At 48.7% G+C, this 21801-nt stretch carries 22 protein-coding genes; 13 read left to right on the plus strand and 9 right to left on the minus strand.

What is annotated here, in order from left to right:
• The 3 genes from ACX9GV_RS19265 to ACX9GV_RS19275 all read left to right on the plus strand — a co-directional run bounded on the left by ACX9GV_RS19265 (position 1) and on the right by ACX9GV_RS19275 (position 2460).
• Positions 1-576, plus strand: coding sequence for an aminodeoxychorismate synthase component II (locus ACX9GV_RS19265; protein ID WP_023489055.1), 576 nt, complete (start codon positions 1-3; stop codon positions 574-576).
• Positions 577-652: 76 nt separating this feature from the next.
• Positions 653-1879: a bifunctional acetylornithine/succinyldiaminopimelate transaminase gene (gene argD / locus ACX9GV_RS19270; RefSeq protein WP_473196581.1), complete on the plus strand. Its 1227-nt coding sequence runs from the start codon at positions 653-655 to the stop codon at positions 1877-1879.
• 194 nt (positions 1880-2073) lie between these two features.
• Positions 2074-2460, plus strand: a complete 387-nt coding sequence (locus ACX9GV_RS19275) for a VOC family protein (RefSeq protein WP_473196582.1) — start codon at positions 2074-2076, stop codon at positions 2458-2460.
• Positions 2461-2515: 55 nt separating this feature from the next.
• Here the strand turns inward: ACX9GV_RS19275 and ACX9GV_RS19280 are convergent, their stop codons facing one another.
• Positions 2516-4588, minus strand: coding sequence for a YccS/YhfK family putative transporter (locus tag ACX9GV_RS19280; RefSeq protein ID WP_473198077.1), 2073 nt, complete (start codon positions 4586-4588; stop codon positions 2516-2518).
• A 55-nt stretch (positions 4589-4643) separates the two neighbouring features.
• Entirely contained in the window at positions 4644-5276 is a 633-nt protein-coding gene (gene crp / locus ACX9GV_RS19285) for a cAMP-activated global transcriptional regulator CRP (RefSeq protein WP_023489059.1), read from the minus strand.
• 443 nt (positions 5277-5719) lie between these two features.
• Here crp and ACX9GV_RS19290 point away from each other — a divergent pair, with 443 nt between their 5' ends.
• A complete protein-coding gene (locus ACX9GV_RS19290) occupies positions 5720-6127 on the plus strand; it encodes an OsmC family protein (RefSeq protein WP_473196583.1) in 408 nt (135 codons plus the stop codon).
• Positions 6128-6317: 190 nt separating this feature from the next.
• Here ACX9GV_RS19290 and ACX9GV_RS19295 read toward each other — a convergent pair whose 3' ends face one another.
• The 3 genes from ACX9GV_RS19295 to ACX9GV_RS19305 form a co-directional block, all read right to left on the minus strand.
• Positions 6318-7187, minus strand: coding sequence for a phosphoribulokinase (locus tag ACX9GV_RS19295; RefSeq protein WP_023491067.1), 870 nt, complete (start codon positions 7185-7187; stop codon positions 6318-6320).
• A 91-nt stretch (positions 7188-7278) separates the two neighbouring features.
• Positions 7279-7512 carry a YheU family protein gene (locus ACX9GV_RS19300; protein ID WP_473196584.1) on the minus strand — a complete coding sequence of 78 codons (234 nt, stop codon included), beginning with the start codon at positions 7510-7512 and terminating at the stop codon, positions 7279-7281.
• Between the two features lie 4 nt (positions 7513-7516).
• On the minus strand, positions 7517-8488 hold the full coding sequence (locus ACX9GV_RS19305) for a hydrolase (RefSeq protein WP_473196585.1): 972 nt from the start codon (positions 8486-8488) through the stop codon (positions 7517-7519).
• Positions 8489-8635: 147 nt separating this feature from the next.
• Here ACX9GV_RS19305 and ACX9GV_RS19310 point away from each other — a divergent pair, with 147 nt between their 5' ends.
• Together ACX9GV_RS19310 and ACX9GV_RS19315 are read left to right on the plus strand one after the other, a co-directional pair.
• A complete protein-coding gene (locus tag ACX9GV_RS19310) occupies positions 8636-9238 on the plus strand; it encodes a LysE family translocator (RefSeq protein ID WP_473196586.1) in 603 nt (200 codons plus the stop codon).
• Positions 9239-9248: 10 nt separating this feature from the next.
• Positions 9249-10031: a PhzF family phenazine biosynthesis protein gene (locus tag ACX9GV_RS19315; protein WP_473196587.1), complete on the plus strand. Its 783-nt coding sequence runs from the start codon at positions 9249-9251 to the stop codon at positions 10029-10031.
• A gap of 83 nt (positions 10032-10114) precedes the next feature.
• On the opposite strand, the gene ACX9GV_RS19320 is transcribed toward ACX9GV_RS19315, so the two are convergent.
• A complete protein-coding gene (locus tag ACX9GV_RS19320) occupies positions 10115-10849 on the minus strand; it encodes an NUDIX hydrolase (protein ID WP_023490142.1) in 735 nt (244 codons plus the stop codon).
• Between the two features lie 196 nt (positions 10850-11045).
• Between ACX9GV_RS19320 and prs the strand changes: the two genes are divergently transcribed.
• Complete coding sequence (prs, locus tag ACX9GV_RS19325) at positions 11046-11906, plus strand: ribose-phosphate diphosphokinase (RefSeq protein WP_473196588.1); 861 nt, start codon at positions 11046-11048, stop codon at positions 11904-11906.
• Between the two features lie 10 nt (positions 11907-11916).
• Positions 11917-13413: a nicotinate phosphoribosyltransferase gene (locus tag ACX9GV_RS19330; protein ID WP_037385498.1), complete on the plus strand. Its 1497-nt coding sequence runs from the start codon at positions 11917-11919 to the stop codon at positions 13411-13413.
• A gap of 42 nt (positions 13414-13455) precedes the next feature.
• On the opposite strand, the gene ACX9GV_RS19335 is transcribed toward ACX9GV_RS19330, so the two are convergent.
• The gene (locus tag ACX9GV_RS19335) at positions 13456-14184 is read right to left on the minus strand and encodes an ankyrin repeat domain-containing protein (RefSeq protein ID WP_473196589.1); all 729 of its coding nucleotides are present in this window, start codon (positions 14182-14184) and stop codon (positions 13456-13458) included.
• A 204-nt stretch (positions 14185-14388) separates the two neighbouring features.
• Positions 14389-16308: an ABC transporter ATP-binding protein gene (locus tag ACX9GV_RS19340; protein WP_473196590.1), complete on the minus strand. Its 1920-nt coding sequence runs from the start codon at positions 16306-16308 to the stop codon at positions 14389-14391.
• A gap of 173 nt (positions 16309-16481) precedes the next feature.
• Between ACX9GV_RS19340 and kefG the strand changes: the two genes are divergently transcribed.
• From kefG to slyD, 4 genes are all read left to right on the plus strand, one after another.
• Positions 16482-17033, plus strand: coding sequence for a glutathione-regulated potassium-efflux system ancillary protein KefG (kefG, locus tag ACX9GV_RS19345; RefSeq protein WP_473196591.1), 552 nt, complete (start codon positions 16482-16484; stop codon positions 17031-17033).
• A gap of 2 nt (positions 17034-17035) precedes the next feature.
• A complete protein-coding gene (gene kefB / locus ACX9GV_RS19350; protein WP_473196592.1) occupies positions 17036-18844 on the plus strand; it encodes a glutathione-regulated potassium-efflux system protein KefB in 1809 nt (602 codons plus the stop codon).
• Between the two features lie 75 nt (positions 18845-18919).
• Positions 18920-19123 (plus strand): YheV family putative zinc ribbon protein, encoded by a 204-nt coding sequence (locus ACX9GV_RS19355; RefSeq protein ID WP_473196593.1) that lies wholly within the window; start codon positions 18920-18922, stop codon positions 19121-19123.
• A 216-nt stretch (positions 19124-19339) separates the two neighbouring features.
• Entirely contained in the window at positions 19340-19927 is a 588-nt protein-coding gene (gene slyD, locus ACX9GV_RS19360) for a peptidylprolyl isomerase (protein ID WP_473196594.1), read from the plus strand.
• Positions 19928-19975: 48 nt separating this feature from the next.
• On the opposite strand, the gene ACX9GV_RS19365 is transcribed toward slyD, so the two are convergent.
• Entirely contained in the window at positions 19976-20203 is a 228-nt protein-coding gene (locus ACX9GV_RS19365) for a protein SlyX (protein WP_023491347.1), read from the minus strand.
• 384 nt (positions 20204-20587) lie between these two features.
• On the opposite strand from ACX9GV_RS19365, the gene fkpA reads away from it, so the two are divergent.
• Positions 20588-21445 (plus strand): FKBP-type peptidyl-prolyl cis-trans isomerase, encoded by an 858-nt coding sequence (gene fkpA / locus ACX9GV_RS19370; RefSeq protein WP_023491349.1) that lies wholly within the window; start codon positions 20588-20590, stop codon positions 21443-21445.
• Positions 21446-21801 lie beyond the last annotated feature (356 nt).

Here is a 21801-nt window from a genome sequence, read left to right on the forward strand (position 1 = left end):
ATGGTTCTGCTGATCGATAACTATGATTCTTTTACTTATAACCTTTATCAGTATTTCTGCGAGCTGGGAGCAGAAGTGCGGGTTAAGCGTAATGATGCACTGCAACTGGCCGATATTGAGCAGTTGGCTCCGCAGCATTTGGTGATCTCCCCCGGTCCCTGTACGCCGAATGAGGCGGGTGTTTCATTGGCGGCTATCCGCCATTTTGCCGGTAAATTACCTATCCTCGGGGTTTGCCTGGGGCATCAGGCGATCGGTCAGGCGTTTGGTGCTGATGTGGTGCGTGCGCGGGCGGTGATGCATGGTAAAACGTCGGCTATTCGCCATACTGGGCAGGGTGTTTTCAAGGGACTGAATAATCCGTTGACGGTTACCCGTTATCATTCGTTGATATTGGATGCCGCCACATTGCCAGATTGTTTTGAGGTGACCGCCTGGAGTGAACGTGATGGTGAGCGTGATGAAATTATGGGTATCCGCCATCGCACGTTGGCTCTGGAAGGGGTGCAATTTCATCCAGAGAGCATTCTGAGCGAACAGGGGCATCAACTGTTGGATAATTTCCTTAAAATTTAAGTTTGCTCTCGCTTGGTTTTTTATGCATATTTTGTGATTATATTTTCACTTGATAGCTATTCGTCTGGAGCCAGTAATGAGCGAAAAAACCGTCGTCAATCGCAGTACTTTTGATCAGGTGATCCTGCCTGTTTATGCACCCGCACAGTTTGTGCCAGTAAAAGGCCAAGGCAGCCGAGTGTGGGATCAGCAAGGGAAAGAGTATGTTGATTTCTCGGGGGGGATTGCGGTAACAGCGTTGGGACACTGCCATCCCGCACTGGTCGCCGCGTTAAAGCAGCAGGGTGAAACCCTGTGGCATACCAGCAATGTATTTACCAATGAACCCGCGTTGCGTTTGGCAACCAAGCTGATCAAAGCTACCTTTGCGGACCGGGTGTTTTTTGCCAACTCCGGCGCTGAAGCCAATGAAGCGGCTTTCAAGCTCGCTCGTCACTATGCCATCACTCGCCACAGTCCCTATAAAACCAAGATTATTGCCTTTAATAATGGATTCCATGGTCGCACGCTGTTTACGGTTTCCGTGGGTGGGCAGGCAAAATATTCTGATGGTTTTGGCCCGAAGCCCGCGGATATCGTCCATGTACCGTTTAATGATTTGGCCGCAGTGAAAGCGGTAATCGACGACCACACCTGTGCGGTGGTGATGGAGCCGATACAAGGGGAAGGCGGTATCACGGTGGCTGATGCGACGTTCCTCAAAGGGGTGCGTGAATTGTGCGACAAGTATCAGGCGTTGCTGGTGTTTGATGAAGTGCAAAGTGGCATGGGGCGTAGTGGCAAGCTGTTTACCTATATGCATTACGATGTTACCCCGGATATCCTGACTACCGCCAAGGCGCTAGGGGGCGGCTTCCCGGTGAGTGCGATGTTGACCACTGAGGAGATTGCCTCAGTGATGCAGGTGGGTACACATGGCACCACTTATGGGGGTAATCCACTGGCCTGCGCAGTGGCAGAAGCAGCATTGGACGTTATCAATACGCAGGAAGTGTTGAGTGGCATTGAACAACGTCGGGGCGTATTTGAACGCGCTTTGCAGGCGATTAATAAGAAGTACGCTATTTTCAGTGATATTCGCGGCATGGGCTTATTGATTGGCGCAGAGTTGAAGGCGGAATACCACGGCAAAGCGCGAGATTTTCTTACTGCGGCAGCAGCCCGTGGTTTGATGATCCTCAATGCTGGGCCAAATGTGATCCGTTTTGCACCTTCCCTGGTGGTGGAGTTGCAAGATATTGATAAAGGTATGGCGCTGTTTGAATTGGCGGTACAGGATGTGGTGAATGCCAGCAACCAATAATCGTCAAGACAAGTCGGCCGAGAACAAGAAGATGGCGGTAGACTGGTCTAACAAGGCGGTGAATGTGCTTGGAACCTCAATTCCAACTTAATTCGATGATGCGACATGTTCTTCTCTTTGGAATACTTCACCAAAGTTGGGGGTAACATGACGCATCATTGCTTTGATGGGTGATGGACAGACGAGGACATAAGATGAAAATAGAATACCTGGACCATTTAGTCTTGACCGTTAACAGCGTCGAACGCAGTTGCGATTTTTACCATCAGGTTCTTGGTTTTGATATTGTCACCTTTCGGGGGAACCGCAAAGCGTTAGTCTTTGGGCAGCAAAAGATTAACCTGCATCAGGTCGGTGAGGAGTTTCTCCCTAATGCAGGCCATCCGACGCCCGGATCCGCCGATTTGTGTTTTATCTGTGCGACACCCCTACGGCAAGTTGTTGAGGCGTTAGTTAAATTAGGGGTAACAATAGAACAAGGGCCGATAGAGAGGACGGGGGCTATCGGCTCAATTATGTCACTCTATATTAGGGACCCCGACAATAATTTGATCGAAATTGCTAATCAAATACCCGTATAGACACCGTGGCCCGACAAAGAGCTGTTAGCGGCTTTTTATCCAGAGCTTAGACTAGTCACTTATCCCGTAGTTTCCGTTTTAGCCAGAGACCATGATGTGGGCGCTGGCGCCAAGCCAGCGAAGAGATGGTATGCATTAACGCCAAGTGGGAAAGAATACGCTGTAAGTGACGTTCCATTTCGCTAATGGGCATATTGGGTTGTAAAACCGGTGGGCGCATAACGCTGTTGCTGACGCTTGGGCCATCATATTCCAGCCGCTGCTGACAACTTTGCAGCGCGATTTCACAACTTTGTAGATACTCTTCCGCCAACTGGGGTGTCAGCATGTAATGTTCACGGGCCAGAATGGTCATGGCATTGAGGTGTTCGACAATAAACTGACTGTGGGTGATCCACAAACGCATATCTGCCAGATAATTTGATTCAAAACCCGGCTCCTGCATTGCCTGATTGAGCGAAGTAAATAAGGCATTGTGTGACTGGTTTACCTGCATCCGCGCATAAGCCAGTTTGCTTGGGTCCGGCTCTTGTTCTTCCAGTAATAAACGTAATGCGGCCTGATCCTGTTCCAGCGCCTGGTGAGCGTTTTTGCGTAGTAGACCGCTTTGCCATTGTGGCCATAACCAGATCGTTCCACCAAAGACCAACACACAACCAATCAAGGTATCAATCAGCCGAGGTATCAGTAAATGACTGCCGCTGAGATCCAGTATTTGCAAGGTATAGACGGCGGTAATGGTGAATCCGGTTACTGCCAGCCCATAGTTTTTACGCAAGAACAGATAAGCGGTGAGGGTGATTGCCAGCATAATGCTTAGCGTCACATATTCTGGTAACTGCAGTTGCAAAAGCCCTGCTGCAATCACCAGCCCAATCAGTGTGCCGAGCGCACGGTGCTGTATTCTTACTCGTGTAGCGTTATAACCGTTCTGGCTGACAAACATGATGGTCAGTAAGATCCAATAGGGTTTTGGCAGATGCAACAGCAGGCCTAGGCTACTGCCTACAGCCAATATGACCCCCAGTCGGGCTGCATTGCGTAGTGCGTTGGATTTGAACGATAAATAGCTTACCACTGCAGGCCAGAAGGGTAACCGTGACTGGTTGGCCATCAGGTCTCGGCGATAAAGAGGATGCTGTGTACGTAACAGGCGAGCAATACGGCTGAAATGGTAGTAACAAAACTGGCCAACGGGATTATCAGCATGCCGTGTAGCCACTTTCTCCAGCGCGGCCAATTCGTGTTTCATGCTAAAACGGCGAGAGTGCCGATGATAGAGGATATCTTCTGCGACAACGCGTAAACGTGCAGCGATGACTTGAGCATTACGACGAATGATCGCCTCAGCTTGGCTCTGCTCCACCAATTTTTGCACTTCTTCTGGCTGGTGGAGGCTGACGCTAATGTGTTCTTGCAGGTCGAGTGCCACTTGGAACGTTCGTTGCAGGCGTTTTTGTTCCATATTATTGGCGTGTGGCAGAAAGTTAATCTGCTGATATAGCAAACTGATCAGGTCCATCACTTGCTGTTGGCGTTGCAACAGTGGCGGTAGCGCGGTTTCAGGATCAGTATGTTGGGTCAGCAGCGAATATTTGGCTTCAAAATAATCAGCTAACTGTATATAGAGTTGGTTTAAAGATTCACGGATTGGCTGTTCTTTCCATAACTTAAACCAAAACCAAGTGAACAGGCCGTACCAGAGAGTGCCTACGGCATACAGTAGCGGGGCATACCAAATAGGTAGGCCATCCATGCTCAGAGAGAAAATGGCCGCAACCAGTGCTGCGGGCAGCAAGCGTGCATGTAGTGGGCTGATTTCCCCGCTGACACCCAGCAATAGCGCCATAGCAAGCATCAGTAAGGGTAATGGGATATGCCACAACAGCGCCTGTTGCAACAAAACACAGCTGAGAGCGAACAGTGCCCCGCCGATTATCAGGCGCTTGAAAAAGCGCTTATGAGGGGTATCTAGCCCGGCGATATTGCAACAGACAGGCACTAACGAGAACAACAGCCCCTGTTGCAGGTGGCCCAGCAGTAAACCCACAACGACAGGCAGGCACAACACCAACGTTTGTCGCAGGGCATAGTTCACTTCTGGATGGTAGATCAGGCGGCGCCACATGTTTTGCTGTTCAGCAGACAAAGAACGGCGCATTGCAGCGCCGTTTCTTTAATGATTAACGGGTACCGTACACGACAATGGTTTTGCCATGAGCGGAAATCAAATTTTGATCTTCAAGCATTTTCAAAATGCGGCCAACAGTTTCACGTGAACAACCGACGATCTGACCAATTTCCTGGCGGGTAATTTTGATTTGCATACCATCCGGGTGAGTCATCGCATCAGGCTGTTTTGCCAGGTTCAGCAAGGTTTGTGCGATACGGCCAGTCACATCAAGAAAAGCGAGGTTACCTACCTTCTCTGAGGTGACTTGCAGGCGACTTGCCATTTGTGCAGATAGGCGCATCAGAATATCCGGGTTAACCTGAATGAGCTGGCGAAATTTCTTATAGGAAATTTCAGCTACTTCACAGGCACTTTTCGCCCTTACCCAGGCACTTCGTTCCTGGCCTTCTTCAAATAATCCAAGCTCGCCGATGAAATCCCCCTGATTTAGGTAGGAGAGGATCATCTCTTTGCCTTCTTCATCCTTAATCAACACCGCGACGGAACCTTTGACGATGTAGTAAAGAGTTTCCGCTTTTTCACCTTGGTGAATCAGCGTACTCTTTGATGGATATTTGTGGATGTGGCAATGAGACAGGAACCATTCAAGAGTCGGGTCTGTTTGCGGTTTGCCGAGAACCATGCGCTATTATCCTCTGTTGTTATCGCTGCCTTGTATCACAGGGGTCAGAGTTCCCTGTAAAACGTGCTTATAGCCTGATGTTTTAGTTGTGGCTATCAACAGGTTTTGAGGTGAGGTATATCCCCGTTGTCACTCAAGCCGTAGTAGACTCGTTCGTTTGTCGCCTACCGGCAGTTTGAACGAATCTGGGTAAAAAAATCACTTATACACTAGCATATTAACTCGTATTAAGTGCTGCAAGCTAGGTTCCATTAACTCACCAATGATCTTAGGATATATCCCTGAAATTGATGCCATGAAAAAAGTATTGCAGCTGTGTTTGTAGCACAGAGTGAGGCGGGTGTCTTGTGTTGTCTCGTTTCAGCATGATTAGTGTCAGGTTTCGTTGCCAGTTTCTCTATGAAAGCGTACGTTGATTTTAAAAAATAATCGGAGTGAACAATATGCAGGCAAGAGTGAAGTGGGTAGAAGGGCTGACATTTTTGGGGGAGTCTGCTTCCGGCCATCAGATTTTGATGGATGGTAATGCGGGTGATAAGGCCCCAAGCCCAATGGAAATTGTGTTGATGTCTGTGGGGGGCTGCAGCGCTATCGATGTGGTGCCGATCTTGCAAAAAGGCCGCAATGATGTGCGCGATTGTGAGGTGAAACTGACTTCAGAACGCCGTGAAGAGGCACCTCGACTGTTTACCCACATCAATCTGCATTTTATTGTCACCGGAAAAGGGCTAACCGAAAAGGTGGTGGAACGTGCAGTAGACCTTTCTGCCGAAAAATATTGCTCCGTTTCCCTGATGCTGGGCAAAGCGGCCACTATTACCCACAGTTTTGAAATCCATGAAGTTGATTGAGCACTACTCTGTGTCATGTTGACACGGAATAACGCTAAGCATCGCCGTGCCGTTTTGGGCTGCGGCGATTTTTGTGCAAACGTTGTGTCTGCGGCAGACTGTCGATAGGGCTTGTCACCCGCTTGGATTGCAGATGAAACGGAGTATCACAGGCGTGAGATTAATCGCCGCCCACCTACATGATTCGATATTATTCGATTTTCTTGCCTTCCAGTAGCCGTTGCACCAGTGGCGTCATAATCAGCTCCATTGCCAGCCCCATTTTACCACCAGGTACCACCAACGTATTGATATGTGAAATAAATGACCCTTGCAACATGGCTAGAAGATAGGGGAAATCGATCTGTTCCAAGCCACGGAAATGGATCACCACCAGGCTTTCATCCAGCGAGGGGATCGCTTTGGCCGCAAAGGGATTGGACGTATCCACGGTGGGAACCCGCTGGAAATTGATATGGGTTCGTGAAAATTGTGGCGTGATGTAGTTGATATAATCTTCCATTGAACGGACCACAGAATCCATCACGGCTTCACGGGAGTGACCGCGTTCGCCAGTATCGCGAACTAACTTTTGCATCCACTCCAGGTTAACGATGGGGACGACCCCCACCAGCAGGTCAACATGCTTGGCTACGTCGATTTGATGGGTGACCACGCCACCATGCAATCCTTCGTAAAACAGGACATCGGTTGGTGATGGCAAGGGTTCCCAAGGGGTAAAGGTACCCGGTACCTGGTTGTAAGGGACGGCTTCATCATAGGTGTGCAGGTATTTACGTGACTGCCCAGTGCCATTTTTACCGTATTGGATAAAGCTCTGCTCCAGTAGGTTAAAGTCATTAGCCTCTGGGCCGAGATAGCTGATATGACGACCAAGATCGCGTGCTTTACGGATTTCCGCATCCATTTCAGGTCGGGTATAGCGGTGAAAACTGTCCCCCTCCAGTTGCGCTGCACTGATTTTCAACTGTTGAAAAATTTTGCGAAACGCCAGACTGGTGGTAGTGGTACCCGCGCCACTGGAGCCGGTCACTGCGATAATGGGGTGTTTGGCAGACATGGTGTTTGTCACTCCGTATTAACTGCATAGGCGTTGTTCAACGATAATCCATTGTTACCTGATTTTTTTGGTCAATCATAGGCTGGCGTGACTAAATATTCTCTTGCTCAGTGGGGATCTGACCACTCGGCATGATATTGATAGTTTCATGTAATTCCGACCATATCAGTACCACTTCGCCATTTTTCAGTTGACGGATCACATCATGCACTTTTTGTTCCAGTGACCGTTCGTGCTCGCCATAATCGGTGCCTTCTCGCAGGACGAAGGATTCGATCAAGTTATTCAGGGTTTCTGGTGCAATATCTCGCCAGGGGATAATCATTTGCCTAATTCCAAAAAAGAGTGAGCCAGGTTGGAATTCGCTGTTCCAGCCACATTTGAGATTTTCTCAAGTTACCGCTGACAAAGCCTAGGTGACCCCCATATTCCGTTAACTGATATTCGATATTAGGTGGTAAGTGAGCAAGGTCAGGGATCACTTTATCGGTCATAAAAGGATCGTCTTTGGCATGAATAATCAATAACGGCAGGGTAACCTTTGGCAATAACGGTAATGCGCTGCAGCGCCGATAGTAATCAATGGCATTAGTAAAACCGTAAATGCGCGAGGTAATCACTTCATCAAATTCACGGATACGCCGCAGTTTACTTAACTGTGCCAGATTCAGTGGTAAGGTACCGGGATAATGCAGGAGTTTACGCGTAGCATTCTGTTTTAACTGGTCCAGCAGATAGTGTTGATATACACGCGAAAATCCTTGTTCCATGCGAATAGCACAAGGTTCCAGCATCAGTGGGGCAGAAATAACCACTGCAGCTTGTAACAGGCTGCTGTCTCCCTGTTGTGCCAGATAGTAAGCCAACATATTGCCACCAAGGGAAAACCCGACCGCAGCCGTCGGGACTTCGCCAAAATTGTCGCTTAACCACTGTAGGAAAAAACGGGCATCTTCCGTTTCACCTGAATGATAGAGGCGTGGTTTACGATTGGGTACGCCACTGCAGCCACGGAAATGCATCACGACACCCAGCCAACCTTTGTTGCGGCAGGCATTGAGTTGCCCATGGGCGTAAGGGCTGTAAAAACTCCCCTCCAACCCATGGAATAACACCACACGCGGTTTTTCCCGCGCCAGTTGTGGGTCTTCACTCCAGGCCAGATCGACAAAATCACCATCGGGCAATGCCAGCCGTTGCCAGTGGGGTTGCAGCAATACGCGGCGACGAACCAGCCGCGGTAACAGCGTTTGCAAATGTGGATTGCTGGCCCCTATCAGAGGGCGAAAAGATTCATGCATAGTGAATAAAAATCGCGTTGGTGGCTATTGTGTGATTAATTCCGCACTGTTAGTTTCAATACCCTGACATCTGCGCCTGACAAGCAGTAGCCTTGTTGTCTCTAATCATACGGCAAAAAAAGCATTTGGGTGAGGAGTACCCACTTCATGGAACTGAGTTTATTTGTTTCGTTATTAGGTTTCCTGTGGGTTGCGGCGATTACACCTGGCCCGAACAATTTATTACTGACCACCTCCGGGGCCAATTTCGGTTTTATGCGTTCTCTGTGGCTGATGGTGGGTATCATGCTGGGGATGCAAAGCATCTTATTGTTGGTGGCATTTGGTGTGGGGGGCTTACTTTTAATTTATCCTGCTTTGCATATCACCTTGAAGGTCCTGGGTAGCCTCTATCTATTATGGTTGGCGTGGAAAGTGGCCACCGCCGCTTATGAACGATTGGAGATGGATGCGGCACCGCCAGAGCCAGTGCGGTTATATCAGGGGGGGTTACTGCAATTCCTTAACCCTAAAGCCTGGTTGATGACGTTGGGGGCGGTCACCAGCTTTAGTTTGGCAGGTGATCAGTACTATCACTCTATTTTGAGCATCTCCGGTGCGCTACTGCTGGTGAATCTTGTTGCTGGGGTCATCTGGTTGGGGTTCGGTACGGTGATTGGCCGTTTGCTACGTAGCAAAAAGGCCTGGATTATTTTTAACGTTTCGATGGGGCTGTTAACTGCGGCCTGTGTCCTACTGATTTGGCGTTGAGGAAATGCTAATGAACGACAATTACTTTCATGTCGACGCTTTTATCGGTGTCGGGCTGCGTGGCAATCCTGCGGGTGTTTGCTTGCTGAAACAACCGCTGGAAACGGCGCAAATGCAAGCTATCGCCAATGAGTTACACCTACCTGAAACCAGTTTTGTCTGGAATGATGGCGATATGCAGGCGATCCGTTGGTTTACGCCAACGAGGGAGGTTGATCTCTGTGGGCATGCCACGTTGGCCGCGGCGCATGTCTTACTCAACGTGGTCGATGCGGGGTTGAAAGAGATTCGTTTCCGTTCTGCCAGCGGTGAACTGCAAGTTAAGCGTGATGTGGCTGACGGTGAGCGTTTGATTCTGGATTTCCCGTCTCGCCCTCCTCAAAAAATCGATGAACCGGCACAGTTGGCGGCATTGCTGGGGGTTCAACCGCAGGAGGTCTGGCAAGCCAAAGCGATGATGGTGGTATTGGCGAATGAAGCCCAGGTCAAAGCGTTACAGCCGGATATTCCCGCCCTGATTGATCACTTTGACTGTGGCATTATCGTGACTGCGCCTGGAGATAACGTGGATTTTGTCTCGCGCTACTTTTCGTTGGATCGCTGTGAGGACCCGGTGACGGGCTCAGCACACTGCACATTGTTGCCCTACTGGACCGCCTGTTTAGGCCGCCATGAGTTACATGCCAGGCAGATATCATCCCGCGGTGGTGAATTGTTCTGTGAATTGCACGGGGAACGCTCACTATTAGGGGGCTATGCGCAGATCTTCCTGAGGGGTAACATCAATCTCTGACAGGATTTGGCCGTTAAAATCGTCAACAGCCCTTAGTTAATGTTTGGCTCGAGGTATTGTTTCGTTTTTTTGCTAGGCTGCTTTTATTCGCCTGAAAATGAGTCTATCAGCAGGTTTCGAGAAAAATTTCTCATATCGACTCCTGCTTTTTTACGATACAAGCGGGCCTTACGTGCCCCTGTCACTGCCATCTCGCCAGTTTCTTCAAACATTTCTGAGGCAGTAAAACGCCGTACCAGGCTTTTGCGCTGCACCGGATGTGACAGGATAATCTCAATGACTTCTTGTAGCTGGGATAAAGTGAACTCTGTTGGTAGGCAGTAGATCGGCAACATGGAGTAAGTCGTTTTCTGCCGCAGCCGTTGTAAGGCCGCGTCGATAATTTGGCGATGATCGAACGCCAGCGAGTGGGCTGACAATGTTTCCAGTGGCAACCAGGCGACGTCATCCACATCAATGATATGTGCCTGGCAATCGGCATGAGCGATCAACGCAAAATAGACAGTAGTCAGGCTCCAGCCGCGTGGATCTCTTTTCGCGCCGGAAAAACTCTCCAACTGTGCAAGATACGGCGGTACGATCCCGGTTTTCTCCATCAACTTTCGTTCTGCGGTTGCTTGTGTGGAACTGTCACGCAACAGATCGATAAAACCACCCGGTAGCCCCCAATGATGCAAAAAAGGGTGATTGGCACGTTTGGCCAAGAGCACACAAAGCTGCCCGCGATAAACGGTAAACAAGACGCTGTCTACAGTCACAATCGGTGAAGGGAAACGCTGAGGATCGTAATTTCTGAGGTATTCGGTTTCTGTTGTCATCGCTGTGTTCGGAAAAGGTCTTTAAGACAATAGTAGCAACTGATACCCGATGCCGCAAGGCAAGCATGTTAAAATAAATTCACTACAAACAATATCTTATGGATTATTTATCCATTGGTTAATTTTCTGCTTGCTTGTTATTGTCCCAGGGACAATAATATAAGTGTCTAAGGGACAATAATTATCAGGGGGAAGTATGAGCGTAAAACTACAGTTGTTTTTGGATCAAATGGCAGTGGAAGTGACTACCGGGCAGTTTCCTGATGGGGCGGTTTATGCCCGCTTTCAACCGCCAGCAAGGCGTGATGTTTCTCACATGCGTATCCGTGCAGCGGCCATGAATAGCATGGATGATTTTATGCTGTTGGCACAATTGGTGCAGGCAGTACGCCACCACTACCTGATTAGCACCAGTGTGCTCGAACTGGCTTATTTACCCTATGCCCGTCAGGATCGTCATATGACATCGGGTGATAGCTTTGCACTGAAAGTGTTCGGTCAATTATTGAATACCCTGGGTTTTGACCGAGTGCGGGTGCTGGATCCTCATAGTGAAGTGTCTGCCGCTGTGGTTAATAACATGCACATCATTAGCCAACAACAGTGTATGGAACACAGCAGTAGGTTGACCGCGTTATTGAGCCAACCCCAACTGTTGTTGATGACACCAGACGCCGGGGCGTTGAAAAAGATCCACGCGGTCGCGGCACATTTCGGCGTTACGGAATACGGCATTATGTCTAAGCAACGTGATGTACTCAGCGGTAAATTGACGGGTTTTGAAGTGTTAAAGGGGGATGTATCTGGTAGGGACGTGCTGATTGTTGATGACCTGTGTGACGGTGGTGGCACTTTTATTGGTGCAGCAGCCGTATTGCACGCAGCCGGTGCACGCCAGGTAAACCTGTATGTTACCCATGGCGTGTTTTCACAAGGTACCGCGCATTTACTGAACCAGGGCATCGCAAACATTTACACCACGACGTCGTATGCAACTGCGGATCTCGCTGAGAAACGTGTTGAATTAATTGATATTGAAAAAATCTACGCCTGTTAAGGAACTCATTATGTTAACAAATCCCATTCTGGCAATTGATGGTTACAAAGTCTCTCACCGTGAGCAGTATCCGTTGGGTACCACTCGGGTGTATTCGAACTTCACACCACGCAGTGATCGCTTTTTTATCTCTCCGCAGCCAGATGGACAACTGGTGTTCTTTGGTTTACAGGGTTTTTTGCGCTGGTTTATGGTGGATCTATTCAACCAGCAGTTTTTTGCTCAACCGGAAGAGCAAGTGGTAGCAGATTATAAACGCTTGATGGACAGCTATATTGGTCAGGATCGGGTGTCTGTGGAACATATTCGTGACTTACATCGATTGGGTTATCTGCCCCTGCATATCAAAGGGCTGGATGAAGGCAGCAAAGTAAAGATGAAGATACCGGTACTGACTATCACCAATACCATCGATGAGTTCTTTTGGTTGGTCAATTACTTGGAAACCGTGATCTCTGCTGAACTGTGGAAAGCGTCGACTAATGCCACCATTGCCCATCACTACCGCAAGATCTGCCAGCAGTGGGCAGAGAAAACCTGTGATGATATGACACACATTGACTTCCAATGTCACGATTTCTCTTTCCGTGGTATGTCGGGTATGCATGATGTTGCTCAAGCCGGAGTAGGGCATTTGCTCAGTTTCAAAGGTACCGACAATATACCTGCCATTCTCTATGCGCAGCGCTATTACCCCACCACTGATGACTACTTTGTGGCTGGCAGTATCCCTGCCACCGAACACAGCGTGATGTGTATGGGAGAACAGGCAACGGAAATAGAGACTTTTCGCCGTTTGATTGAAGACCTTTACCCCAATGGCCTGGTTTCTATTGTTTCGGATACCTGGGATTACTGGAAAGTGCTCACAGAGTTTACCCGTGAGTTATACAGCAAAATTATGGCGCGTGATGGCCGTGTGGTATTTCGCCCCGACAGTGGCGACCCGGTAGCTATTCTGTGTGGTACTGGTGATGACAGTGATCATCGTGCGCAGCGTAGCGCAGAAGAGAAAGGTTCAGTCGAAGTGTTGTGGGAAATATTTGGTGGCACGGTCAACAGTAAGGGCTACAAGGTATTGGATCCTCACGTTGGGCTGATCTATGGCGACTCTATTACCCTGGAACGTGCACAAGAAATAATGCGTCGCTTGGAGGCGAAAGGTTTTGCCAGCTCCAATGTGGTCTTTGGCGTTGGTTCCTTTACTTATCAATATAATACGCGTGATACTTTTGGGTTTGCCATGAAAGCCACTTATGGTGAGGTGAATGGTGTTGGGCGTGCGATTTTCAAACAACCCAAGACAGACAGTGGGTTAAAACAGTCTGCACGTGGTTTATTACGGGTGATTCGCGATGACCAAGGCGAATACCAATTGCTGGATAATCAGGATTGGCAGCAGGAACAGCAAGGGGAACTTAAAACGCGTTTTCTGGATGGTCAACTCTATCATCAGGAGTCATTGGAACAGATTCGCCAACGTTTGGCTGGTTTACAAGCAAGTTAAAAGTGCAGATGGCCCTTCTCGCGAGGAGAAGGGCCTGGAGCATTAATCGCAGCTTGATTTACCTGTTTTATGGTTGATCGCCCCTTTTTCTATCAGAAGATTTGCAACGTCGGTAAAGCCACGTTCGCAAGCTCCGCTGAGAGGGCTAGCATTAATTTTAGGCTTCTCGTTTACTGCAACGACATTCAAGTCCGGATTGAATTGTAGAATGTATTTTACGATGTCGAGTCTGCCATCTACAGCGGCGACCATAAATAATGTTTCACCATCCTTCTCTTTGGCATCCCAGTCCACTTCATTCTTTAAGCGTTCATGCAGATATTTAACAACCTCGGCATTTTTACCCATAACAGCGGATTTGACCGTATTATAAACATCTGCTCTATCTGTAGCACGAATATCAGCCCCTTGCTCCGTCAGATATTTAACGATATCTAAATAACCAATGAACGCCGCCCAGCCTAATGCTGTTTGCCCTAAAGATGCTTCGTCTTTAGCCTCAAGATTTTGCCCTGCTTCGACCATCTTTTTAACCGCAGCTAAATTGCCTTGCTTCACGGCATCAAACCAAGCTGCATCTGGACCTACAGAAGGGTTTTGATAGAAAATACGGTGAGATAGCAACTTGGGATTGGCAATTTGCTGCATTTCTTCGTAGCTAAATCTGAACTTTGACAAGTCTACATTTTGTTTGTTTTCTTGTGCGTACACATTAAAAGAGCCTGAGGTGATAATGCCAGCAAAGAATATTATTTTAGCTAATTTCATCATGTTAATTATCCTGAGGTGATTTTAAAATATTTCCATAATAATGCCATGCTATTTCTATACTATTTCTTTCGATACTACCCACAATATTATTGTTGATGATGCTCAAAATAATTGAGTATCTGAAGGGGTGTCCATATGCTGGTTTAAATAATAAGCTCACCTTGCTATATAAGGTGAGCTTCAATTGCTGTAGTGAGATAAGGTCTAATTTCCTGACTCAAACTCCTGAGTTAGATGCTCCAACTGCTCTTGCGCTTCCAGCCAGGTCATTTCCGTCTCTTCCAAGGCTGACTTGGCTTGGCTTTGTTTTTGCAAACATTCGGTCAGTTCAGTTTTACGATTGATATCATACAGCGCAGAGTCTGCTAATTGCTCTTCCACCAACGCCAATTCTGCTCCCAGTTTTTCCATCTGCTGTTCCAGTTTGGTGATTTGTTTGCGCAGTGGCTGGGTTTGGGTGCGAAACTCTGCTTCACGGCGCTTTTGGTCTTTACGTGCCTGTGCGCTGTTGCCGTTATCTTGTTTCGGTGCCGCGTCCTGTTGTGCCTGCTGCTTTTGCAGGTCACTCAGCCACTGTTGATAATCATCGAGATCACCTTCAAACGGCTCCACCTGGCCATCATGCACCAGATAGAGGTCATCGGTAGTGGAACGCAGTAAGTGGCGATCGTGCGAAACCACCACTAACGCGCCTTCGAAGTCAATCAGCGCTTCAGTCAGTGCCTGGCGCATATCCAAATCCAGGTGGTTAGTAGGTTCATCCAATAACAGTAGGTTAGGGCGTTGCCAGACGATTAATGCCAGTACCAGCCGCGCTTTTTCCCCGCCAGAAAAACGCTCACTGACTTCAGTGACTTTATCGCCCTGGAAGCCGAAGCCACCGAGATAATCACGCAACTGTTGTTCCAGTACCCGGGGAGCGATGCGGCTCAAATGTTGGAGAGGTGATTCATCGGCACGCAGTAATTCCAATTGATGTTGGGCGAAATAGCCTAGCTTGATACCCTTTGCCAGCCCAACTTCTCCGCTCAGCGGTTGCAGCGTACCGGCCAGTATTTTAATCAGCGTCGATTTACCGGCACCGTTGCGCCCCAGCAGGCCAATGCGTGAACCGGGTACCAAATTGAGTTTAATCGATTGCAGAACCACTGTATCGCCATAACCTGCACTCACTTTCTCCATGCGCAATAATGGATTGGGCAGGTTTTCCGGTTCACGAAAACTGAAACTGAACGGGTTATCGACATGAGCGGGGGCAATCAACTCCATACGCTCTAACATTTTAATGCGACTCTGCGCCTGCTTGGCTTTGGATGCTTTAGCACGAAAGCGGTCGATATAACTTTGCAGGTGTGCCACTTTTTCTTGTTGGCTCTGATAAAGTGACTGCTGTTGTGCCAGTTTGGTCACCCGTTGGCGCTCAAATGACGAGTAATTACCGGTATATTCGTTAATGGTTTGATTTTCGATATGCAGAATTTTATCGACAATCGGGTCGAGGAAGTCACGGTCATGGGAAATCAGCACCAAAGTACCCTGATAGCTTTTCAGCCAGCGCTCCAGCCAGATCACTGCATCGAGATCCAGGTGGTTGGTGGGTTCATCCAGTAACAGCAGGTCTGATCGACAAATCAGCGCCTGTGCCAGATTAAGGCGCATACGCCATCCCCCCGAGAAAGCACGCACCGGACTTTGTAACTGTTCGTTGGAAAAACCTAATCCATGTAGCAGGCTGGCTGCCCGAGGGCGAATCGTCCAGGCATCCAGGGCATCGAGTTTGCCGTGCAAGGTGGCAATCGCGTGGCCGTCATTCTGTTCATTGGCTAACTGCAATTCCCCTTCAAGCTGACGAAACTCCCGGTCACCATCAATAACATACTCAATGGCAGGCACGTCTAATGCCGGTGTCTCCTGATTAACCCAGGCTAGTCGCCAGTTACTGGGGAAGGTGTAGCTGCCACCGTCTGCGCTAATCTCCCCTTTCAGCAGTGCCAGCAGGGTCGATTTACCACAGCCGTTTTTACCGACCAGGCCGACTTTTTGACCAGGATTAACCGTCGCGGTAGCGTTGTCCAGCAGGACACGAGTACCGCGTCGGATTTGTAGCGAGGAGAAAACAATCATAGAGCGCCGTTTGTTCAGAGTATGTTAAATTGGCATGATTGTAAGTGAACAGGTCATAGATACCCAAGTTGTTTCAAGTTGAGTTTCCATTTCAGCCACTTGAAGGGCACCGGGTATTTTATCGAATTTTATTGTATGGGGAAGGGAGACTGGCAATTTTGAACGTAGGAATAATGTCGCAGCCGCCTAAGATTCTGTTGTTATATATTCATCCTGAGCCCCAGGAGTCGGTGGTAAACCGTATTCTATTAGGTGCGGCAGAGCAATTGCAGCATGTTACCGTGCATGATCTCTATGCACACTACCCCGATTTTTTTATTGATATTGAGTATGAGCAGCAGTTGCTGCGTGATCATCAAGTCATCGTTTTCCAACATCCACTCTATACCTATAGTTGCCCAGCGTTGCTGAAAGAGTGGATTGATCGCGTTTTGGTTCGAGGTTTCTCCAGCGGTGTGGGGGGGAATGCGCTGGCAGGCAAATATTGGCGTTCGGTGATCACCACGGGTGAGCCTGAAGGCGCCTATAGTACCAGCGGTTATAATCGTTATTCGATAGAGGAGATATTGCGGCCTTTTGAGCTAACAGCAGCGATGTGTCATATGCACTGGATAAAGCCAATGATTATCTATTGGGCTCGTCGCCAGAAGCGTGATGTAGTGTATAGCCATGCCAGTGCCTATGCGGATTGGTTACGTAACCCGTTGCCCTATACGGGGAGATAAAGATGGAAGGTTCAACACAACTGACCGCGATAATGTTGTTTCTGTTTGCGGCTGTCGTGACGGTGCCAATCGCCCGTCGCTTGGGTATTGGTGCCGTCTTGGGCTATTTGATTGCCGGTATTGCCATCGGCCCTTGGGGATTCGGGTTTATCAAGGATGTGGATGAGATCCTGCACTTCTCAGAGTTGGGTGTGGTGTTTCTGATGTTTATTATTGGATTGGAACTCAACCCCAACAAATTGTGGCAATTGCGCCGTTCGATTTTTGGTGTGGGGGCTGGGCAATTGTTGCTCACGGCTGCCGTGTTGGCAGCATTACTGTATTTGAGCCATTTTGCCTGGCAGGCGGCGGTGATTGGCGGAATTGGTTTAGCGATGTCCTCCACGGCGATGGCACTACAGTTGATGCGCGAGAAAGGCATGAACCGTAATGAAGGCGGGCAGCTAGGATTTTCGGTGCTGTTGTTCCAAGATATGGCCGTCATACCCGCATTGTCCTTGATCCCGATTTTGGCTGGTCGTGGGGGAAGTAGTGATGATTGGGCAGAGATAGCCATTAAAGTGGCTGCGTTTGGCGGCATGTTGATCGGTGGTCGATTCCTGTTGCGCCCACTATTTCGCTATATCGCTGCGTCCGGTGTGCGTGAAATTTTTACTGCCGCGGCCTTGCTGGTGGTGTTAGGGGCGGCGCTATTTATGGATGTTCTGGGGCTATCAATGGCGCTGGGAACCTTTATCGCTGGGGTACTGTTGGCGGAGAGCGAATATCGCCATGAGCTGGAAATCGCTATTGAGCCTTTCAAGGGGTTATTGCTTGGGTTGTTTTTTATCTCGGTAGGCATGGTACTGAATATGGGGGTGTTGTATACCCATCTGACCGAGATACTGCTTGGTGTGCTGCTTCTGGTGGTGGTCAAGTCAGGCGTATTGTATTTGTTGGCACGCATTGTCGCTCTACGGAGTTCAGTACGCCTTCAGTTTGCAGGCGTGCTCAGTCAGGGCGGTGAGTTTGCTTTTGTGTTGTTTTCAGCAGCGGCGACGCAACATGTGTTAAATACCGCACAGTTGGCATTACTGCTGGTGGTGGTGACGCTTTCGATGATGACGACACCATTATTGATGCAGGTTATTGATCGCATCTTGGCTCGCCGTTACAACGCCAAAGAAGAAGATGAAGAGACACCTTATGTGGAAGATAACGATCCGCAGGTGATTGTCATCGGTTTTGGGCGTTTCGGTCAGGTGGTGGGCCGTTTGCTGATGGCCAACAAGATGCGTATCACGGTACTCGAACGTGATGTCAGCGCGGTTGCTGCGCTGCGTCGTTATGGCTATCAAGTCTATTATGGTGATGCAACCGAACTCGAATTACTGCGGGCAGCGGGGGCTGAGAAAGCCAAATCCATCGTTATTACCTGTAATGAACCTGAAGATACCGTAGCTATCGTCCATCTATGCCAGCGGCACTTCCCGAATCTTACCATTTTGGCGCGCGCCAGGGGGCGTGTGGAAGCCCATGAACTACTGCAAGCAGGGGTGACACTGTTCAGTCGGGAAACCTTTTCCAGTGCTTTGGAGTTAGGGCGCAAGACATTGGTAGAGTTGGGAATGCATCCCCATCAGGCCTATCGTGCGCAACAGCATTTTCGTCGGCTAGACATGCGGATGTTGCGTGAGTTAATGCCACTTCATCAGGGGGATGTTTCGCAGATCTCTCGTGTTAAAGAGGCTCGGCGGGAACTTGATGAGCTGTTTCATCGTGAAATGCAAAAAGAAAAGCGGCAGTTTGATGACTGGGATGAAGACGACTAGGCGATTATATTTTATCGATTACGTTGAATTCAGATAGCGAACCCAATAATTCCCAACATACTGGTAACCATAAATATGTCGACAACACGGAAACGATTTATTGCTGGGGCAATTTGCCCGAGTTGTAATGCGATGGATACGTTGGCAATCTGGCGAGAAGATCAGGTCGAGGTCGTAGAGTGTGCTAAATGTGGTCACCACCAGCGCCAGAGCAGCCAAATGGAAGAAAAACCGTTACGCCCGCAAGAGCAGGTGATTGCTATTTTTCATCCAGATTAGTCTAATTCAGTGTGATTTTTCATGCTGAAGGGTACAGCGGTGCAGATTTCCGTTACAATCTTCACCGATTTAGTGTCTGCCCAAAGTACTTTGGGTTGCTAGCAGGGGGCATTGAGAGCCACTGATAAGCTTACTGCGTAAGTGATTCAGGTGAGCAAACGCCGCCAATACCGCAGCAACCTAGAGTTAGAAGGGTATCCAACGGTAGGAGATATCATGAAAGTAGCAAAAGACTTGGTGGTCAGCTTGGCTTACCAAGTACGTACAGAAGACGGTGTTTTGGTTGATGAGTCTCCGGTGAGTGCACCGTTGGACTATCTGCACGGCCATGGTTCCTTGATCTCAGGTCTGGAAAACGCGCTCGAAGGTCACAATATCGGTGATCGTTTTGACGTACATGTGGGTGCTAATGAAGCTTATGGCAACTACGACGAAAACCTGGTGCAACGCGTGCCTAAAGATGTCTTTATGGGCGTTGATGAATTGCAGGTCGGTATGCGCTTCCTGGCGGATACCGATCAGGGTCCGGTTCCGGTTGAGATCACGGAAGTGGATGGTGACCATGTCGTGGTTGATGGTAACCACATGCTGGCTGGTCAGAATCTCAACTTCAATGTTGAAGTGGTTGCTATCCGTGAGGCGACGGAAGAAGAGCTGGCCCATGGTCATGTCCACGGCGCGCACGATCATCATCACGGTGATGGTTGCTGTGGCGGTCATGATGAGGGTTGCTGCGGAGGCGACGATCATGACCATGGCAAGAAAGAAGGGTGTAACGGTAACGGTGGTTGCGGCTGCCACTAACGTTGATACTATTACGATAAAAAGGTCGCTCTTGCGGCCTTTTTGCTTTTAGTAATGTGGTGGAGGTGTCTCTTCTGACTGTGATGCAATCATTGAGGGTTGGGTGGCGCGTAGTTTATCGGTCAGCAGGCGGAGATGTTCCTGAATTTTCAGCATCTCGAACTGATGTTGGACGATCGTTTGATTCAACTCTTCGATGGTCACTTCCTGAAAGGCCAGTCGGCTTTCCAACTCTTCCAGTCGTTGTAGCAAGTTCTTGTTGTCTACCTCGAGCATACGATTACCTCTTGCACGATTAAATCTAGGGCTGGCGTTATGTTAACAGTAGCCGCTGACTTTGTACTAGGCTCTTTCTATTTCGCTGGGCATTCAAGTTGCTGGAGCGATAGGTGTTAACTTAAAGCTTGGGTATATCTCAGTTGACTGGGGGAGTAGTATGGGTCTTCTTTCTGCCACTGGTGTCACTTTGGGGCTAAAAGTAAAGGGCGGTAAAACTTCTGTTTGAATCCTAAGTCACATCTTGACTCAATTGATGAGCTGTGTGACTGTTTGGGTTTGTTTCTGGCAGCTATTGGTTTCTGGCAGCGATAGTAGCTTGGTTAATTAATTTTACTCAATGAATGATCGTTTGAGGCTTTGCTTCAGACTCTGGAGAACTGGATGAAATCTTTGTTTAAAGTCACACTTCTGGCCACTACGATGGCTTTTGCTCTGGGTGCGACTCAGGTTATGGCGGCTGATGATACTAACACCGCGGCCAAGCCGGCAGAAGCGGCTAAGCCTGCAGAAGCCGCAGCGGCACCCAGTGCTGCCAAGTTTAAGAGTGATGATGAGCAGGCAGCTTATGCACTGGGTGCATCGTTGGGCCGCTATATGGAAAATTCACTGAATGAACAAGAAAAGCTCGGTATCAAGCTGGATAAAGTACAGTTGATCGCGGGTGTTCAGGATGCATTGGCCAACCAGAGCAAATTAAGTGACGCCGATATCGGTAAATCTCTGCAAGATTTTGAAGTCCGAGTGCAGGCTAAGATCGAGCAAGACGGCGCTAAATTTGCTGAAGCTTTTGCCAAAGAAAAAGGCGTGAAGAAAACTGAGTCTGGTTTACTTTACAAAGTAGAAAAAGAGGGAACGGGCGACGCACTGAAAGACAGTGATACGGTCGTCGTGAACTATAAAGGGGCCTTGTATGATGGCCGGGTATTTGATAGTTCTTACGATCGTGGTGAGCCAGTCACACTCCGTCTGGATAGCGTGATCCCTGGTTGGACTGAAGGGCTGAAGCACGTCAAAAAAGGCGGTAAAATCAAGTTGGTGATTCCACCAGCATTGGCTTATGGCAAAGCGGGGATCCCAGGAACCATTCCTCCAAACGCGACACTGGTCTTTGATGTCGAACTGATGGATGTGAAACCGGCTGCCAAGGCTGAGGCGAAAGCAGAAAAAGCGGCTGATGCTGATGCTGCGGCTGATAGCAAAGCCAACGATGCAGCACCAACGGATACCAAAGCTCAATAAATCAGTTGATTGCTTAACCGCCGCGGATTATGTTCGCGGCGGTTGTCGTTTTGCTTCTCGTCAATAATGCCAAATTTCCAGAAAGTTTTATTTATCACCTTACTGATAACTTGACGTTTGCCGGGTCTCGGGCTTAACGTCAATACCTCGCACAGATGTCGCGGTTCTGGTCTGGCCGTTTTGTCAGATTAATGGTCTGTACTTGTTAATTATGCACCTGCCTTTGAGGGCGTGTATCAATACCTCATTGTTTGCAAATAGTTGTTGGTTGGTACAAGGCCGGTAGCGGGCTCAAGTCATCAAGCCGACACATCTGTTGTTTGAAATCAATTGGGTATTAAGTTGCTCCTGGTTAT

The organism is Serratia sp. 25CWL12 (assembly GCF_055790885.1).

Bases quoted from the DNA above. Each gene is read 5' to 3' on its own strand.
- ACX9GV_RS19305 (WP_473196585.1), bottom strand. From the start codon at position 8,488: ATGCATGAATCTTTTCGCCCTCTGATAGGGGCCAGCAATCCACATTTG.
- ACX9GV_RS19265 (WP_023489055.1), top strand. From the start codon at position 1: ATGGTTCTGCTGATCGATAACTATGATTCTTTTACTTATAACCTTTAT.
- ACX9GV_RS19330 (WP_037385498.1), top strand. From the start codon at position 11,917: ATGTTAACAAATCCCATTCTGGCAATTGATGGTTACAAAGTCTCTCAC.
- kefG (WP_473196591.1), top strand. From the start codon at position 16,482: ATGTCGCAGCCGCCTAAGATTCTGTTGTTATATATTCATCCTGAGCCC.
- ACX9GV_RS19280 (WP_473198077.1), bottom strand. From the start codon at position 4,588: ATGTGGCGCCGCCTGATCTACCATCCAGAAGTGAACTATGCCCTGCGA.
- ACX9GV_RS19320 (WP_023490142.1), bottom strand. From the start codon at position 10,849: ATGACAACAGAAACCGAATACCTCAGAAATTACGATCCTCAGCGTTTC.
- ACX9GV_RS19335 (WP_473196589.1), bottom strand. From the start codon at position 14,184: ATGATGAAATTAGCTAAAATAATATTCTTTGCTGGCATTATCACCTCA.
- slyD (WP_473196594.1), top strand. From the start codon at position 19,340: ATGAAAGTAGCAAAAGACTTGGTGGTCAGCTTGGCTTACCAAGTACGT.
- argD (WP_473196581.1), top strand. From the start codon at position 653: ATGAGCGAAAAAACCGTCGTCAATCGCAGTACTTTTGATCAGGTGATC.
- ACX9GV_RS19310 (WP_473196586.1), top strand. From the start codon at position 8,636: ATGGAACTGAGTTTATTTGTTTCGTTATTAGGTTTCCTGTGGGTTGCG.
- ACX9GV_RS19300 (WP_473196584.1), bottom strand. From the start codon at position 7,512: ATGATTATCCCCTGGCGAGATATTGCACCAGAAACCCTGAATAACTTG.
- ACX9GV_RS19275 (WP_473196582.1), top strand. From the start codon at position 2,074: ATGAAAATAGAATACCTGGACCATTTAGTCTTGACCGTTAACAGCGTC.
- fkpA (WP_023491349.1), top strand. From the start codon at position 20,588: ATGAAATCTTTGTTTAAAGTCACACTTCTGGCCACTACGATGGCTTTT.
- ACX9GV_RS19365 (WP_023491347.1), bottom strand. From the start codon at position 20,203: ATGCTCGAGGTAGACAACAAGAACTTGCTACAACGACTGGAAGAGTTG.
- kefB (WP_473196592.1), top strand. From the start codon at position 17,036: ATGGAAGGTTCAACACAACTGACCGCGATAATGTTGTTTCTGTTTGCG.
- prs (WP_473196588.1), top strand. From the start codon at position 11,046: ATGAGCGTAAAACTACAGTTGTTTTTGGATCAAATGGCAGTGGAAGTG.
- crp (WP_023489059.1), bottom strand. From the start codon at position 5,276: ATGGTTCTCGGCAAACCGCAAACAGACCCGACTCTTGAATGGTTCCTG.
- ACX9GV_RS19340 (WP_473196590.1), bottom strand. From the start codon at position 16,308: ATGATTGTTTTCTCCTCGCTACAAATCCGACGCGGTACTCGTGTCCTG.
- ACX9GV_RS19315 (WP_473196587.1), top strand. From the start codon at position 9,249: ATGAACGACAATTACTTTCATGTCGACGCTTTTATCGGTGTCGGGCTG.
- ACX9GV_RS19355 (WP_473196593.1), top strand. From the start codon at position 18,920: ATGTCGACAACACGGAAACGATTTATTGCTGGGGCAATTTGCCCGAGT.
- ACX9GV_RS19295 (WP_023491067.1), bottom strand. From the start codon at position 7,187: ATGTCTGCCAAACACCCCATTATCGCAGTGACCGGCTCCAGTGGCGCG.
- ACX9GV_RS19290 (WP_473196583.1), top strand. From the start codon at position 5,720: ATGCAGGCAAGAGTGAAGTGGGTAGAAGGGCTGACATTTTTGGGGGAG.